We start from the raw sequence: 15582 nt of genomic DNA on the forward strand, positions 1-15582 counted from the left end.
AGAAAGGAACACCCATGTTCAAGCGTTGGACCAAGTCCATCGTGGCGCTCACCGCTGCCACCGCCCTGCTGCTCGCGGGTTGCGGTTCGGACAGCGCCAACACCGTTGGCGATGGCGCTGACAAGCCGATCACCATCGGCGTCGTCGGCGCCTCGCAGGAGCAGTGGACGATCTACAAGCAGAAGGCCGAGGCCGCTGGTATCAAGGTCGAGATCAAGGACTTCACCGACTACACCACCGAGAACCCGGCGGTGAAGGACGGCTCGCTCGACTCGAACCAGTTCCAGCACATCCTCTATCTGGCCCGCTACAACAAGGACCAGAACGCCGACCTCGTGCCGATCGCCTCGACCGCGATCTACCCACTGGGCCTGTACTCGAAGAAGCACACCAAGCTCGAGGACATCCCGCAGGGCGGCCAGATCGCCGTTCCCAATGACGAGACCAACAAGTCACGTGCACTGCATGTGCTGCAGCAGGCCGGCCTGCTCAAGCTCAAGGACGGCACCGGTGTGGTCGCCGCTGAAGAGGACATCGACCAGGCTGCCTCGAAGGTCAAGGTCTCGCCGATGGATGCCCAGCAGACCGTGACCTCGCTCTCGTCGATCGACGGTGCCGTGGTCAACAACGACTTCGTCAATGACGCGGGCCTCGACCCGAAGACGGCGCTCTACGCCGATGATGCGTCGTCGAAGGCGGCCGAGCCCTACATCAACATCTTCGTCGTGCGCAAGGCTGACGCCGAGAACGTCCAGCTGAAGAAGCTCGCTGAGCTCTTCGCCGACAAGGACGTTCAGGCCGCACTGCAGAAGGACTCCGGCAACTCCGCAGTGCTGGTGACCAAGACCCCTGCGGAACTGCAGCAGATCCTTGCTGACGTCACCGCGTCGCTCAAGTGAGCTCGAGCTCCTGATCCGACAAGGTCCCTGATGACGGAACCCATCATCACGCTTGACGGCGTGCACAAGCGCTTCGAGGCTGCCTCGGGCAATGTGCACGCCGTCAACGGCGTCAACCTCGACATCTACCCGGGCGAGATCTTCGGCGTCATCGGATTCTCGGGGGCCGGCAAGTCGACGCTGGTGCGCCTGATCAACGGCCTCGAGCCGACGACCTCGGGGCGCCTCACGGTCAACGGCCACGAGGTCTCGGCGCTGCGCGAGAAGCAATTGCTGCCCGTGCGCCATGACATCGGCATGATCTTCCAGCAGTTCAACCTGTTCTCGTCGAAGACCGTGGCCGACAACGTCGCCTACCCGTTGCACATCGTCAACGCCAAGAACAGGTCATGGGACAAGGCCGCCCGCGACGCGCGCGTCGCCGAACTGCTGGCCTTCGTCGGCCTGTCCGACAAGGCGAAGGCCTACCCCGCCCAGCTTTCCGGTGGCCAGAAGCAGCGCGTTGGCATCGCCCGCGCGCTGGCCGCCAACCCGCGCATCCTGCTCGCGGACGAGTGCACCTCGGCCCTCGACCCCCAGACGACCGACGAGGTGCTCGACCTGCTGCGCCGCGCGAACAGCGAACTCGGCGTGACCATCGTGATCATCACCCACGAGATGGACGTCGTGCGCAACCTGTGCCACCGCGTCGCGGTGATGGAGGCCGGCAAGGTGATCGAACAGGGTGAGGTCTATGACATCTTCAGCAACCCCACCCACCCGACCACCCGCCGGTTCGTGAACACATCCCTGAAGGACCGCCCGACCGAGAAGACGCTCGAACGGCTCTCGCACCACTACAGCGGACGACTCGTGACGGTCACGATCCGCGACCGCGACACGGGTGGCCGCACCGTCGTGCACACCCTCGACGAGGCCGGCGTGCGCGCCGACCTGGTCTATGGCTCGATCGTCGAGATCACCGACCGGCCCTATGGCTCGCTGACGTTCGCGCTCACCGGCACCGACGATGACATCGACCACGCCCTGGGCCTGCTGCGCGACTTCACCGATGTCGAGGAACATGACGCGGCCGGCTACCGGGAGGCCCAGCGATGAAGTTCGACTTCGCCACCAACGGCGACGTGTTCGTCGAGGCCATCTTCACCACCCTGTACATGGTGGCCGTGGCGCTCGGTGTGGGCGGTGTGATCGGTCTGGTCTTCGGTCTGGTGCTCTACCTGACCCGCAAGGGTGGCCTGCTGCAGCACGGTGTCGTGTTCAACGTGTTGAACGTGATCATCAACTTCTTCAGGCCGATCCCGTTCATCATCTTCGTGGCCGCGCTGGGCCCGTTGACGCTGGCCGTGGTGGGCACGAGCATCGGCACCAATGCCTTCCTCTTCCCGATGTGCATCATGGTCTCGATGGCCACGGCACGCCTCGTGGAACAGTCGCTGATCTCGATCGACCCCGGTGTGGTCGAGGCCGCCCGCTCGATGGGCGCCTCGACGTGGCGCATCGTGCGCACCGTGCTGATCCCCGAGGCGCTGGCGCCACTGATCCTGGGCTACACGTTCCTGTTCGTCGCGATCGTCGACATGTCGGCGCTGGCCGGCATCGTCGCGGGCGGCGGTCTGGGCGCCTTCGCCCTTTCGTACGGATACCAACGTTTCGACTGGGCGATCACCTGGATCACGGTGCTGGTGATCGTGGTGTTCGTGCAGATCGTCCAGTTCTTCGGCAACTGGTTGGCCCGCAAGTCCCAGCACCGCTGAGCCCGCTCGTCGTACTTTCGGCCGATCCGCACGGGTGCGCCCCTGCCTAGACTGTGACCATGGCGATGACCGCCCTCGAGTCGCTGTGGGACGAACCCCGCCCCGGCCCATCGCCCGCCCGCGTGTGGCGGGACTGGGTGCTGGTGGCCGCGGTGCTGATCTGGTCGGTCGTCGAGGTGGCGCTGCGCGAGGACGAGGCGTGGCGCCCGTTGGCATTCGGCGTCAGCATCGTGGTGGCAGTGTGCGTCTGGTGGCGGCGCACCCACCCCCTTGCCGCGGTCGCCGTCTCGTTCGGCACATTGGCCGCGTTCGACGTCGCCCGGCTGCTGTGGGTCGACGTGACCGCGCTCAACAGCGTGGCGGCGGTGCTGCTGCTGCCGTATGCCTTGTTCCGTTGGGGGTCAGGCCGTGAGGCCACGCTCGGCCTGGGGCTCATCCTTGCCTGGCTGGGCCTGACCCTGGTCGTCACCGATGTCAGCGAGCCGCTGGGCGTGGCCGAGGTGGTGGCCGGGTACGGGTTCTTCCTGTTCTCGGCCGCATTGGGCGCGTTGGTCCGCTACTACGCGGGGGCCCGCAGCCGCGACATCGACCAGGCGAAACTGCGCCAGCGCAATGACCTGGCACGCGAGCTGCACGACACGGTCGGCCACCACGTCTCGGCCATTGCCATCACGGCCCAGGCCGGACGCATCGCGGCAGCCACCGATCCGGGGCGTGCACTGACAGCCCTCGAGATCATCGAGCAATCAGCGACGCGCACGCTCGACGAGATGCGCGTCATGGTGGGGGCCCTGCGGGACGGCAGTGAACCTGACCTCGCCCCGCAGCCGGGCGTGGCCGACATCGCCCGCCTCGCCGCCACCGCTGCCGGGCCGCTGCGGGTCGACGTGCGCCTGTCCGGTGAGTTCGAGGGCCTCAACCCCTCGGTGGGCACCGCCCTCTACCGAATCACCCAGGAAGCGCTCACCAACGTGGGGCGGCACGCCAACCGGGCAACCAGGGTCACCATCGACATCAGCGACGAGGGCAGCCAGGTGCGCCTGACCGTGCACGATGATGGCGAAGTGGGCACCGCCGTCGGTACCGGTGGGGGTTACGGGTTGCTGGGGATGACCGAGCGGGCAACCGTGCTGGGCGGCAGCCTGCGTGCCGGACCCGCCACCCGGGGCGGTTGGACGGTCGACGCGGTACTTCCGAAACCCGTCGCACTTCCGAAACTCGGGTCATCCGCATGACGATCCGCATCCTCATCGCCGACGACCAGGACATCGTCCGCGCAGGACTCACCATGATCCTTGATGCCCAACCCGGCATCGAGGTCGTCGCCCGGGCCAGCACCGGACACGAGGCAGTCACACTGGCGCGCAGGCTGCGGCCCGACGTCTGCCTGCTCGACATCCGTATGCCCGGCCTCGACGGCATCGCCGCCACCCGCCTGCTCGCCGGCCCGGGCGTCGAGGACCCGCTGGCAGTCGTCGTCATCACCACCTTCGACCTCGATGAGTACGTGCACGGGGCACTCAAGGCCGGTGCACGCGGCTTTCTGCTCAAGGACGCCGGCCCGGCCCTGCTCACCCAGGCCATCCATGCGGCCGCCCAGGGCGACGCCCTGATTGCCCCGAGCATCACCGCGCGGCTGCTCGCTGCCTTCGCCCGCAGCGACGCCGCAGCACCGCCCGTCCAGCCCCTTGAACCGCTGACCAGTCGCGAGGAGCAGGTGCTGATCCCGGTGGCCCGGGGCTGGACCAACACTGAGATCGCCGACGACCTGCACATCAGCCTCAGCACCGTCAAGACCCACCTCGCAGCCCTGATGCGCAAGCTCAACGCCCGCAACAGGGTCGAGATCGCCATGTGGGCCTACGAGACCGGGCGTATCAGGACGTGATCACCGCCGAACCACCAGCCGAAAGGATGAGGACCAGCCGTGCCGATGGCCGGGTGCGACCGGACTCCGGGGCTGATGTGCACGGCCCCCGGGCGCAGGGATCGTGGATGCATGATGAACACACCCCCCACCGCAACCACCACCGCCGCCGACACCATCGCCGCCGACACCATCGCCCCGCCGCAGCAGACAATCCCGCTGCAGGCCAAGCTCGCTGCCGCGTGGGCGAGCTTCATGTTCTTCTACATCTACGTCGACATCCTCGCGTTGTACAAGCCCGGTGTCGTCGATGACATCCTCGCCGGCATCGTCTGGCAGTTCGACATCACCCAGACCTGGGCGATCACGGCGCTGACGCTGCTGGCGGTCCCCATCCTGATGGTCTGGCTGTCGCTCACACTGCCGGTCAGGGCCAACCGCATCGCCAACCTCGTGGTCGGCTCGATCCAGATTCCCTTCGCGGCATTCAACGCAGTGGGCGAACTCGGACAGCCCTGGATGTACTTCTACCTGCTCGGCGTCGCGCTGGAACTCATGCTGCTGGCCTTCATCCTGCGCTCCGCCTGGGCATGGCCGCGACAGTCTGGCCCTAGACTGGCACGGTGAACTTCCGACTGTACGATTCGGCATCCGGCCAGGTGCATGACTTCCGACCCCTCGTCGAGGGCAAGGTCTCGATCTACCACTGCGGCCTGACCGTGCAGTCCTCGCCCCATCTGGGCCACATTCGCAAAGAGGTCGTCTTCGACGTGCTGCGTCGGTGGCTGACCCAGTCGGGCCACGACGTCACCGTCGTCGCCAATGTGACCGACATCGACGACAAGATCCTGGCCAAGTCGGCCGAGCGGGGTGTGCCCTGGTGGGCACACGCGTACGAGTTCGAGAACGAACTGCACGCCGCATACGCCTCGCTCGGCTGCCTGCCGCCGACCTATGAGCCGCGCGCCACCGGGCACATCCCCGAGATGGTCGAGCTCATCGAGACGCTCATCGAGCGTGGCCACGCCTATGCCGCCCCCGATGAGTCGGGCGATGTGTACTTCGACGTGAAGTCGTGGCCGCGCTATGGCGAGTTGTCGCACCAGAAGGTCGACGACATGGAGGATGCGGCCGACGCCGACCCCCGCGGCAAGCGTGACCCGCGCGACTTCGCCCTGTGGAAGGGCTGGAAGACCACCGAGCCCGAGACCGCCTGCTGGTCCAGCCCGTGGGGGCGCGGTCGTCCGGGTTGGCACATCGAATGCTCGGCGATGGCGGGCAAATACCTGGGCGATGCCTTCGACATCCACGGTGGGGGCATCGACCTGCGCTTTCCGCACCACGAGAACGAGCTCGCCCAGTCGCAGGCTGTGGGTCGTCCGTTCGCCACGTACTGGATGCACAACGCCTGGGTCACGATGGCCGGCGAGAAGATGAGCAAGTCGCTCGGCAACACCGCGAAGGTCACCGAGGTCACCCAGCAGTACGACCCGCGCGCCGTCCGATTCTTCCTGCTCGCGCCGCACTACCGATCGATGATCGAGTTCTCACCCTCGGACGAGGCCACCCGCGGTTCACTTGACGAGGCCACGAAGGCCATCGAGCGCATCGACTCGTTCCTGGCCCGGGCGGCCGAGGTGCTCGGCGAGGGCACTGCGGGCACTGGCAACGACACCCCCCAGTGGGACGCGTTCACGTCCTCCATGGACGACGACCTGGGCACGCCCGGTGCCGTGGCGGCCCTGTTCACCGCCGTGACCGAGGGCAACAAGGCGATCACCGCGGGTGACGCGCAGGCGGTGGCCGACCATGCCGCGACCGTGCGGCGCATGCTCGACGTGTTCGGGCTCAACCCCGACGCCCCGGAATGGGCACACCTGAAGGCGGCGTCATCCAGCGACCTCGAGCCGGTGGTCGACGGGCTCGTGACCGCGCTGCTCGACCAGCGCGCCGACGCGCGGGCCCGCAAGGACTGGGCGGCGGCCGACAGCATCCGTGACACCCTGGCCGGGCTTGGCCTCAAGATCACCGACACCCCGCAGGGTGCGCGGTGGGAACTGGAGAACTGACACATGGCCGGAAACAGCCAACGCCGCGGCGCAACCACCAAGGGCAAGGGCCGCACGGCCGGATCGGGCGGGCGCGTGCGCCGCGGCCTCGAGGGCAAGGGCCCGACCCCCAAGGCCGAGGAGCGCACCTACCACAAGGCCTACAAGGCCAAGCAGGCTGCGGCCAAGCGGGCCACCGGCCGTCCGGCACGCACCACTTCCGGCGGCAAGGGCCGCCCCGGCGCCGGCCCGGAATGGGTCGCGGGCCGCAACCCTGTGCTCGAGGCGCTGCAGGCCGGGCTGCCCGTCAAGACTGCCTACATCGCCGACGGCGCCGAGCGTGACGACCGACTGCGTGACATCCTCAAGTTCGCGGCTGAACACACCATCCCGATGATGCAGGTGCACCGCCTCGAGCTCGACCGGCTGACCGGCGGCGCACTGCACCAGGGCGTGGCGCTGCAGCTGCCCAACTACGAGTACGCCCACCCCGACGACGTGCTCGCCGATGCGCTGGACGACGAGGGCTCCGAAGCACTGGTCGTGTTCCTCGACCAGATCACCGACCCGCGCAACCTCGGGGCGGTGATCCGCTCGGCGGCAGCATTCGGTGCGCACGGCGTGGTCATTCCCGAACGCCGCTCGGCATCGATGACCGCGGCCGCGTGGAAGACGTCGGCGGGTGCCGCCGCGCGCATCCCCGTGGCGATGGCCACCAACCTGAACCGGGCCCTCGAGACCTACGCCAAGGCCGGCTTCACGATCGTCGGCCTGGCCGGTGAAGGTGACGTCGACGTCGCAGGCATCCCCGGGGTGGACGGCCCCCTGGTGGTGGTGATCGGGTCTGAGGGTGAGGGCCTGTCGCGGCTGGTGCGTGAGCACTGCGACCACCTCGTCTCGATCCCGATCAGCAGCGACGTCGAATCGCTGAACGCCTCGGTCGCGGCGTCGATCGCGCTGTACGAGATCAACCGCTGCCGCGGCTGACGCCGGTCGGGGTTCACACCCCCGCGTGCTGGGCCTCGAGTGCGGACACCTGCTCGACGTCGGCACTGGGCATCGCCTGCGGCTTCGGCGCGGGTGCGGGCAATTGGCGGGCGGCGTCGGCTTGCCCCAGCTCCATGGCCCGGTCGAGCCACGCCTGTCGCTGCTCGGGCGTCGTCCACCGCACGCCCCCGAACCGGGTGACCCGCACGGGGGCGATGCCGCAGAAGCCCAGCACGTGGTTCTTGAGCATGCGGGCCGCGTGGTCACCGGTCGGGCGCAGCAGCCAGGCGGGAGTGTCCGAGGTGATCAGCACGCGACCGCGTCGTCCTGACAGCAGCCCCTCGGGGGCACCACCCGGCAGCCCGAGCGGCAGCTTGTTGTAGCGGTAGGCCCAGCCCGGGGTGAAGACCCGGTCGAAGAAGCCCTTCAGCATGGGCGGGATCGATGACCACCAGGTCGGGGTGACCACGACGATGCGTGCGGCCCCCTCGATCAGTTCACGCGCGCGCAGCACATCGGGCTCATCGCGCTGGGTGCGGGTCATGCCATGGGCCAGGTCGGCAGCGAAGTCCAGGTCGCGCACGGCGAGCAGCATGGCGTCGGGGTTGCCGGCGTGGTAGCTGCGGGCGAGCGCCGCGCAGAGGGAGTCCGGGTTCGGGTGGCCGTCGATGATGAGCGTGGTCATGGTCAGTTCTCCTCGGGCGAGATCGTGCAACATGTTGGCACTGTCAAGAATGTGGGCATTGCCCAGATGTGCGCACGACCAGCTTCGCCTAGGATGTTGCGGGTGTCAAGATCCAGCTACCACCACGGTGACCTTGCCCACGCACTCGAAGTCGCGGCGATGGAATTGCTCGACGAGCAACCCGCCCAGGCGATCAGCCTGCGCGAGGTGGCCCGCCGCGCCGGCGTGAGCCACAACGCGCCGTACCACCACTTCGGCGATCGCACCCAGTTGCTGAAGGTGCTGGCGGAACGGTCGATGGCCGACCTGCTGGCCCGGCAGCTGCGGGTCGCCGACGCCCACCCCGACCCACGCGCCGGGGCCCGCGCGGTGGCCGAGGACTACGTGGACTTCGCCCTGACCCGCCCCCATGCCTTCGCTGCCATCTATGACCCGACCATCTGCGTGCCGGGCCGGCCCACCGAGACGATGGCGCCGCTGATCGCCCGCGAGGAACAACTGGTCGCCGACATTGCCCGGGCACTGCACCCGGCATACTCCCCCGACCAGGTCGAGGCCTCGGCGTCTGCGATGTGGGGTGCGGCGCACGGCATTGCCGAGTTGGGACGAGCCGGGCACCTCACCCGCGAGCAATGCATGGCGTCCATCGCCGTGCTGTTTGGCTGACCACCCCCAAATCAGGCGAGCGCCGGCCCGCCGCAGCGCGGTAGATTGACCCCACACAACCACTCCCGAGGAGCACCCGTGTCGAACGTGAATGCTGAATTGGCCAGCGCCTACAAGACCATCCTTGACGTCGTCGGCCGCACCGAGCCGCGCATCGCAGATGCCACCCGCCAGGAACTGACCGACCAGCGAGGTTCGCTGAAGCTGATCGCTTCTGAGAACTACGCGTCGCTGCCGGTGCTCGCCACCATGGGCACGTGGCTCAGCGACAAGTACGCCGAGGGAACCGTCGGCCACCGCTTCTATGCCGGTTGCCAGAACGTCGACACCGTTGAGTCGGTCGCTGCCGAGCATGCCCGCGAACTGTTCGGCGCCGAATACGCCTATGTGCAGCCCCACTCGGGCATCGACGCCAATCTCGTGGCCTACTGGGCGATCCTGGCCAACCGGGTCGAGTCCCCCGCCCTCGAGCAGGTCGGCGCCAAGACGGTGAACGACCTCACCGAAGAGGACTGGGAGGCCCTGCGCCGTGCCTTCGGCGAACAGCGCATCATGGGCATGTCGCTCGATGCCGGCGGCCACCTCACCCACGGCTTCCGCCACAACATCTCGGGCAAGATGTTCCACCAGCGCTCCTACGGCACCGACCCCGAGACCGGCCTGATCGACTACGACGCCCTGGCTGCCTCGGCCAAGGAGTTCAAGCCGCTCATCCTGGTTGCCGGCTATTCGGCCTATCCCCGCCGCGTGAACTTCGCCAGGATGCGTGAGATCGCCGATTCCGTCGGCGCCGTGCTGATGGTCGACATGGCGCACTTCGCCGGCCTGGTCGCGGGCAAGGTGTTCACCGGGGACGAGAACCCGGTGCCGCACGCCCACGTCGTCACCACCACCACCCACAAGTCGCTCCGCGGCCCCCGCGGCGGCATGGTGCTCGCCACCAAGGAGTTCGCGGCCGACATCGACCGCGGCTGCCCCATGGTGCTCGGCGGCCCGCTGGCCCACATGATGGCCGCCAAGGCCGTGGCGCTGGCCGAGGCCCGCACGACCGAGTTCCAGACCTATGCCCAGAACGTGGCTGACAATGCCAAGGCGCTGGCGGACGGCTTCCTCAAGCGCGGCACCCGCCTGGTCACCGGCGGCACCGACAACCACCTGGTGCTGCTGGACGTCACCAGCTACGGTCTGACCGGTCGCCAGGCAGAGTCGGCCCTGATCGATGCCGGTGTGATCTCGAACCGCAACTCGATCCCGCAGGACCCGAATGGAGCCTGGTACACCAGCGGCGTCCGTCTGGGCACCCCGGCCCTGACCAGCCGTGGCTTCGGCGCCGATGACTTCGACCGCGTGGCCGAGCTCATCGTCGACGTGCTGTCGAACACCACCCCGGCCGCCACCTCGACCGGCGCACCGGGCAAGGCCAAGTATGTGCTCGCCGATGGGGTTGCCGACCGGACGAAGGCTGCCGCCGCCGAGCTGCTCGACGCGCACCCGCTGTACCCGGGCCTCGAGCTCTGAGGGGCTGCCGCCTGCCGGTTTGCCCCTGAACGCAACAGTTGCCCTGGCTCCGGAGCCAGGGCAAATGTTTCGTTCAGGGGCAGTGAGGGGTTTGACCCCGCGGGGGGTGCAGGGGGCCTCCCCCGCAGGCAGTTCAGCGCGGGGGGTGCAGGGGGTCCTCCCCCGCAGGCAGTTCAGCGCGAGAACAACCTGCCCTGGACGGCGGTGATGAACGCGTCCAGCGACGCCGGCAGGTGGTGCAGGTGCCAGTCGGCGGGCGCGTGGTACCAGTCGAGCTTCGTCGAGTCGGCCTCGTCGTCCCCGTCGGCCGCAACCAACGCCTGGATCCAGCGGTCCTTGCCGCCGAGCACGACCGCATAGGGCAGCAGCTGTGAGATCTCGCTGAGTTCACGACCCTTCGGCATCTGGTCGGTGCGGTGGTGCTGCAGCAGCGAGGCGAAGCCGTGCAGACCGGCCAGCAGCTCTGAACCGCGGGCCGAGCGGCGCGGCATCTGCTGTGAGACCCACAGCAGCCCGACCGCGATGACCACCAGCGCCAGTCCCACCAGCCCGTACTCGGTGAAGGCCACCAACAGTCCCAGCACCACGAGCGCCACGACCAGGGCGATCCAACCGGCCATCACGAAGGTGTTGCGCGCGGTGTCGGGGCGCTTGTCGAACCAGCCGCTGGCCACGACGTCGTCGTACAGCTCATCCTGCACCGTGTCGACGACGGGGCCGACGGCCTCGGCGATGCCCGAGACCTTGATGGGGTCCCCTTCGGCGGGCGCCACGGCGTCCAGCAATGTCTTTTCATAGGGCCGCAGCTCGCCCGTACCCCCGCCGAGCCTGGTGAACGACCAGTCCATCGGCGCGTGCTCGCCGACGGGCAGCTGCACGATGCGCAGGTGACCCCGCACCGCCAGGTCGAGCAGGGTGCCGGTCACGTCAACGGGGTCGACCCGTTCGTCGGCAACCGTGCCGATCTGACCGGGGCGCACATCGGTGACCATCGCGAACTCCGACTCACCCTCGGCCACCGGGCTGAACTCGGCGATCATCGTCGGGTGGTTCATGGCAGCGACGTCACGACCGGCGCGCCGGTGCAGGCCCCACAGCGCCAGGCCACCGAGCAGCAGTGCGCCCAGCGCGGCCAGCGCGGTGGGCCAGCTGACGGTGAAGGCCCTGTCCAAGCTCCAGTCGTGGCCGATCTTCTCGTTGGCGGCCAGCGCGCTCGCCGGGGTGATGAAGGTCAGCATGACGACCTCACCTGCGCCGCGGGGCCCGTCGTTGAAGGTTGGCATCGGCGCATCGTGGGTTCCGGCCTGCCAGTTGGTGCAGGCACCGGGAGCAACCGGGTTGCCCGCACGGCAGTCGATCCACGAGGTCGGCGCCGCTGAGGCGATGGTGCCGCTGACCTCTTCGACACCGACGCTGAGGCCCTGCAGGAAATACCAGGCGAACGTCGTGGTGGCCTCATGCTGGTCGGCCTTCGGGTTGGCGTGCACCGCGCCCACCACCGAATAGCTGATGACGATCGGCTTGCCCGCCGCCTTGGCGGTGTCGATGGTGATGATCTTCTGCCGGTCCTCATCGGTGACGCTGGCACCCAGGTCGGTGCCCTCGGCGGTGGCCTTGAGCCCGGTGATCTCGTACTCGTAATAGCTCGACGTGCCGGCAGAACGCCGCGTGTCAAACTTCTGGACGAGCTGTGCAGGCGGCGCATCCCCGAGCGTGACGGTGGCCTCAACGCTCAGGGTGCCGAACGGATCGAGCTTCGCGTCCACTGCATACGACTTGGCGGTATCGGCAGCATGGGCGGACAGTGCGGCGGGACCGAGCAGCAGCGCAAGGCCCAGGGCAAGGGCCGTGAGCACGCGCGGCAGCGTCGACGGCCGCGTGTGGGTCGAGGGGTTGGACATGTGTCGCCTTCCTGCGGGTGGAGAATGACGTGCGCTGTCGGCCACTATTCCACAGCAGCGGCTCTATCGGCAGACCCCCTGCGTCACCTATGGTTACCGTGTTATGGATTGGCCCCGGGTGTCCCCACCCAGGCATCGGCCGCTCCGCCGTCCCCTCACCAGCTGGAGTCCACGTGTCAGTTCAGCATCCATCCCCTTGGCCGGGGCAGCGCCCCCAGCACCCCGGGCAGCCGCAGTGGGGCAACCCGCAGTGGGGCAACCCGCAGCGGGGTCAGCAGCAGTTCAGCCAACCGCAGTTCGGCCAACCGCAGCGCCCCCAGCAGCAGTGGGGACAGCCGCAGTGGGGCCCGCCCCAACAACAGCTCCAGCCCGGCGGTTGGCGACCCCAGCAGCAGCCACCGCAGAAGAAGTCGGTGCTTCCGGTGGTGATTGTCTGCGTCGTCGCCCTCGTGGCCGTGCTGGGTGTCACCGCACTGCTGTCAGACAGGGGCGGCGACGGGCCGGTCGTCAACCCCCAGCGCACCTACAAGAACGAGGACTACAAGGTCCCGACCGCCCCGGACAGCCCGCCCCCGTTTCCCCGGATCACCTACGGCGATGTCGAGGACGTGTTGCTGAGGAACAAGCTCTACGACCAGGAACTGCCGGTGCCGGTGCGTTGCGAGCTCACTGCTGCGCCGGCCCCCGGGCTTGCCGCCGACCCCGAAGCGCTGATGCAGCGCCTCGACGCCACGCTCGATTGCCTGCTGCGGGTCTGGGGGCCGAGCATCGAGGCGGCCGGATACACCGTGGTGCGCCCCAAGCTCTTCGTCTATGACAGCCCCATGCAGAACGGTTGCGGCAAGACCGAGATGGGAAATGCCCAGTACTGCGGCGCGAAGGACGACCAGAACATCTACTTCGCCACCGACCTGCCCACGATCTTCCCCGAGCAGGTGGCCACTGGCCCCTGGGTGTTCGAGGCCGTGATGGCCCACGAGTTCGCCCACGCGCTCCAGGGCCGCGCCGCCATCCTGCTGGCGCGCGGCGCCAAGTATGAACAGGCCGAGACCAAAACCGCACAGACTTTCCAGGTGAAGCGCACCGAGGCCCAGGCCGACTGCTTCAGCGGGGCCTTCTTCCGCTCGGTCGAGCAGTCGCTGAATCTTGGCGCCGAGGGCAAGACCACGGTGCTCAACGTGTTCGGCAACCTGGGACGTTCCACGCCCACCCCCGAGAGCACCCACCCCTACCAACAGAACCGTCGGATGTGGGCGACCCGAGGCTGGGACTCCACTCCCCTGGGCGTGTGTGGCACCTGGGCGGCCACCGACGATGAGGTGATCTGACCGCGGGTTACTGTGGAAAGGTGACCAGCAACCACGAGCCACCCCGACCCGCCGACGAAACGGTGCGACGCGCCAGTGGCAGCGCCGCCACGGGGCGCCAGTCGAGCGGTTTCGGCACGCAGTCCCAGTGGCGGCGTCAGCCACCAGCCGGCTGGACGCCTGGGCAGGCGCAGCCGGGACCCGTGGGGCAGCCCGTGCACGCTTCGTTGCAGCAGCAGCCGCAGCTGCGCCCCGATTTCGCGCCCGGCCAGCAGGCCCCGCAGTTCGGCCAGCAGGCCCCGCAGTTCGGCCAGCCGGCCCCGCAGTTCGGCCCGCCCCAGCCCTACGGCCAGCAGCCCCAGCCCTACGGCCAGCAGCCCCCGCAGTACGGCCAGCCCCAGCCCTACGGCCAACCCCAGCCCTACGGCAAGCAGCCCCAGCCCTACGGCCAGCAGCCCCAGCCCTACGGCCAGTACGGCCAGCCCCGGCCCTATGGCGGCGCCCCCTACCACGGCTACCAACCCCAGCAGCAACCCCGGAAGAAGTCGGTGCTGCCGGTTGTCATCGTCTGCGTCGTGGCACTGGTCGCGGTGCTCGGTGGCGTGTCCTACCTGCAGAATCGCGGCGGCACCGAGACCACCGGTGGCTACAAGAACGAGGACTACCAACTGCCGGTCGTCGCCGGCAAGGCCCCGGCGATGCCGAGCCCCCCGTCGTCCGAAGTCGACACCTGGCTCGAGAAGAACAAGTTCTATGAGGTCACCGTCAACACGCCGGTGCGCTGTGACATCAAACCCTTCGACTGGGCAGCCGCCTCGGACGAGGAGTGGAAGACGAACCTCAACGCGCAGCTCGACTGCCTGCTGCGGGTGTGGGGGCCCGCGATCGAAGCGGCCGGCTACACCGCGACCCGCCCGAATGTGTACGTCATGGACACACCGAAGCAGACCGCGTGCGGCAAGATGCAGATGAAGAACGCGATGTTCTGCGGCAATGACCAGAACCTGTATTTCGCGAGCGACGTGCACACCATCTTTCCCAGCGACCTGCGGGGCAAGGCATGGGTTGTCGAATCGGTGATGGCCCATGAATTCGGCCACGCCATCCAGGGGCGCACGGGCATCATCCCGGCGCGCAATGCCGCCGTGAAGCCGCTGAAGGAAAAGGCGGACGCCTACCGCTACGTGCGCCGCAACGAGGCCCAGGCCGACTGCCTCGCCACGATGTTCTGGAACGCCACCCAGCAGTCAATCGGGCTCACCGATGACGACAAGAGCACCATCGTGCGCAGCTTCGAGGCGATCGGCTCTGACCGCGACGGCAAGGACCGGCTCAGCACCCATCCCAAGATGGCGACCCGCAAGAACTGGGCGCAGACCGGTCTGGCCCACACCACCGTCGGGTCGTGCAACTCCTACACCGTGCCCGACGACCAGGTGGCGTGATCACCCCCTCGTCCTGATCCTCAGCCTGCCAGCGGCACGACCAGCGCAGACGCCACCGCCGCCACACCCTCGCCCCGGCCGGTGAGCCCGAGCGCGTCGGTCGTGGTGGCGGACACGCTCACGGGGCAGCCCAACGCCTCGGCCATCACCTGCTGCGCTTCGTCCCTGCGACCCGCCATGCGGGGGCGGTTGCCGATCACCTGCACCGACACATTGCCGAGTTCGAACCCCGCTGCGCGCACGCGCCGGGCGGTCTCGGCCAGGAAAGCCACCCCTGCCGCGCCGGACCATTCCGGGTTCGAGGTGCCGAAGTTGCTGCCCAGGTCACCCAACCCGGACGCCGCCAGCAATGCATCACAGGCGGCATGACAGGCGACGTCGCCGTCCGAATGGCCCGACAGGCCGGCAGGTTCGTCCGGGAAGAACAGGCCAGCACAGTGCATGGGCACGCCGGGTTCCAGCCGGTGCACGTCGACCCCGATGCCGGTGCGGGGCAGCCCGG

At 68.3% G+C, this 15582-nt stretch carries 15 protein-coding genes; 12 read left to right on the forward strand and 3 right to left on the reverse strand.

Annotation, left to right across the window (positions count from 1 at the left end; all coding sequences use genetic code 11):
• Positions 1-14 precede the first annotated feature (14 nt).
• From ACQCX5_RS08675 to rlmB, 8 genes are all read left to right on the forward strand, one after another.
• The gene (locus ACQCX5_RS08675; RefSeq protein WP_434541630.1) at positions 15-899 is read left to right on the forward strand and encodes a MetQ/NlpA family ABC transporter substrate-binding protein; all 885 of its coding nucleotides are present in this window, start codon (positions 15-17) and stop codon (positions 897-899) included.
• Between the two features lie 30 nt (positions 900-929).
• Complete coding sequence (locus tag ACQCX5_RS08680) at positions 930-1997, forward strand: methionine ABC transporter ATP-binding protein (RefSeq protein WP_434541631.1); 1068 nt, start codon at positions 930-932, stop codon at positions 1995-1997.
• Entirely contained in the window at positions 1994-2656 is a 663-nt protein-coding gene (locus ACQCX5_RS08685; protein WP_434541632.1) for a methionine ABC transporter permease, read from the forward strand. Before ACQCX5_RS08680 ends, ACQCX5_RS08685 begins: the two co-directional genes overlap by 4 nt.
• Before the next feature lie 59 nt (positions 2657-2715).
• Positions 2716-3891 carry a sensor histidine kinase gene (locus ACQCX5_RS08690; RefSeq protein WP_434541633.1) on the forward strand — a complete coding sequence of 392 codons (1176 nt, stop codon included), beginning with the start codon at positions 2716-2718 and terminating at the stop codon, positions 3889-3891.
• On the forward strand, positions 3888-4544 hold the full coding sequence (locus ACQCX5_RS08695; protein WP_434541634.1) for a response regulator: 657 nt from the start codon (positions 3888-3890) through the stop codon (positions 4542-4544). Before ACQCX5_RS08690 ends, ACQCX5_RS08695 begins: the two co-directional genes overlap by 4 nt.
• A gap of 114 nt (positions 4545-4658) precedes the next feature.
• On the forward strand, positions 4659-5150 hold the full coding sequence (locus tag ACQCX5_RS08700; protein WP_434541635.1) for a DUF6326 family protein: 492 nt from the start codon (positions 4659-4661) through the stop codon (positions 5148-5150).
• Positions 5147-6592, forward strand: coding sequence for a cysteine--tRNA ligase (gene cysS / locus ACQCX5_RS08705; protein WP_434541636.1), 1446 nt, complete (start codon positions 5147-5149; stop codon positions 6590-6592). Before ACQCX5_RS08700 ends, cysS begins: the two co-directional genes overlap by 4 nt.
• Positions 6593-6595: 3 nt before the next feature.
• Positions 6596-7558: a 23S rRNA (guanosine(2251)-2'-O)-methyltransferase RlmB gene (gene rlmB, locus ACQCX5_RS08710; protein WP_434541637.1), complete on the forward strand. Its 963-nt coding sequence runs from the start codon at positions 6596-6598 to the stop codon at positions 7556-7558.
• 13 nt (positions 7559-7571) lie between these two features.
• Here rlmB and ACQCX5_RS08715 read toward each other — a convergent pair whose 3' ends face one another.
• On the reverse strand, positions 7572-8243 hold the full coding sequence (locus ACQCX5_RS08715; protein ID WP_434541638.1) for an NAD(P)H-dependent oxidoreductase: 672 nt from the start codon (positions 8241-8243) through the stop codon (positions 7572-7574).
• Between the two features lie 102 nt (positions 8244-8345).
• Between ACQCX5_RS08715 and ACQCX5_RS08720 the strand changes: the two genes are divergently transcribed.
• Positions 8346-8909, forward strand: a complete 564-nt coding sequence (locus ACQCX5_RS08720) for a TetR/AcrR family transcriptional regulator (RefSeq protein WP_434541639.1) — start codon at positions 8346-8348, stop codon at positions 8907-8909.
• Positions 8910-8987: 78 nt separating this feature from the next.
• Positions 8988-10427, forward strand: coding sequence for a glycine hydroxymethyltransferase (locus ACQCX5_RS08725; RefSeq protein ID WP_434541640.1), 1440 nt, complete (start codon positions 8988-8990; stop codon positions 10425-10427).
• 173 nt (positions 10428-10600) lie between these two features.
• Here ACQCX5_RS08725 and ACQCX5_RS08730 read toward each other — a convergent pair whose 3' ends face one another.
• Positions 10601-12328, reverse strand: a complete 1728-nt coding sequence (locus tag ACQCX5_RS08730; RefSeq protein ID WP_434541641.1) for a DUF2207 family protein — start codon at positions 12326-12328, stop codon at positions 10601-10603.
• 173 nt (positions 12329-12501) lie between these two features.
• Between ACQCX5_RS08730 and ACQCX5_RS08735 the strand changes: the two genes are divergently transcribed.
• Positions 12502-13656 (forward strand): neutral zinc metallopeptidase, encoded by a 1155-nt coding sequence (locus tag ACQCX5_RS08735; RefSeq protein WP_434541642.1) that lies wholly within the window; start codon positions 12502-12504, stop codon positions 13654-13656.
• A 20-nt stretch (positions 13657-13676) separates the two neighbouring features.
• Positions 13677-15080, forward strand: a complete 1404-nt coding sequence (locus ACQCX5_RS08740; protein WP_434541643.1) for a neutral zinc metallopeptidase — start codon at positions 13677-13679, stop codon at positions 15078-15080.
• Between the two features lie 20 nt (positions 15081-15100).
• Here the strand turns inward: ACQCX5_RS08740 and ispF are convergent, their stop codons facing one another.
• The gene (gene ispF, locus ACQCX5_RS08745) at positions 15101-15577 is read right to left on the reverse strand and encodes a 2-C-methyl-D-erythritol 2,4-cyclodiphosphate synthase (protein ID WP_434541897.1); all 477 of its coding nucleotides are present in this window, start codon (positions 15575-15577) and stop codon (positions 15101-15103) included.
• Positions 15578-15582: the final 5 nt, after the last annotated feature.

This window comes from Aestuariimicrobium sp. G57 (genome assembly GCF_050110855.1).
GTDB lineage: Bacteria > Actinomycetota > Actinomycetes > Propionibacteriales > Propionibacteriaceae > Aestuariimicrobium.

Bases quoted from the DNA above. Each gene is read 5' to 3' on its own strand.
- ACQCX5_RS08675 (WP_434541630.1), top strand. From the start codon at position 15: ATGTTCAAGCGTTGGACCAAGTCCATCGTGGCGCTCACCGCTGCCACC.
- ACQCX5_RS08680 (WP_434541631.1), top strand. From the start codon at position 930: ATGACGGAACCCATCATCACGCTTGACGGCGTGCACAAGCGCTTCGAG.
- ACQCX5_RS08685 (WP_434541632.1), top strand. From the start codon at position 1,994: ATGAAGTTCGACTTCGCCACCAACGGCGACGTGTTCGTCGAGGCCATC.
- ACQCX5_RS08690 (WP_434541633.1), top strand. From the start codon at position 2,716: ATGGCGATGACCGCCCTCGAGTCGCTGTGGGACGAACCCCGCCCCGGC.
- ACQCX5_RS08695 (WP_434541634.1), top strand. From the start codon at position 3,888: ATGACGATCCGCATCCTCATCGCCGACGACCAGGACATCGTCCGCGCA.
- ACQCX5_RS08700 (WP_434541635.1), top strand. From the start codon at position 4,659: ATGAACACACCCCCCACCGCAACCACCACCGCCGCCGACACCATCGCC.
- rlmB (WP_434541637.1), top strand. From the start codon at position 6,596: ATGGCCGGAAACAGCCAACGCCGCGGCGCAACCACCAAGGGCAAGGGC.
- ACQCX5_RS08715 (WP_434541638.1), bottom strand. From the start codon at position 8,243: ATGACCACGCTCATCATCGACGGCCACCCGAACCCGGACTCCCTCTGC.
- ACQCX5_RS08730 (WP_434541641.1), bottom strand. From the start codon at position 12,328: ATGTCCAACCCCTCGACCCACACGCGGCCGTCGACGCTGCCGCGCGTG.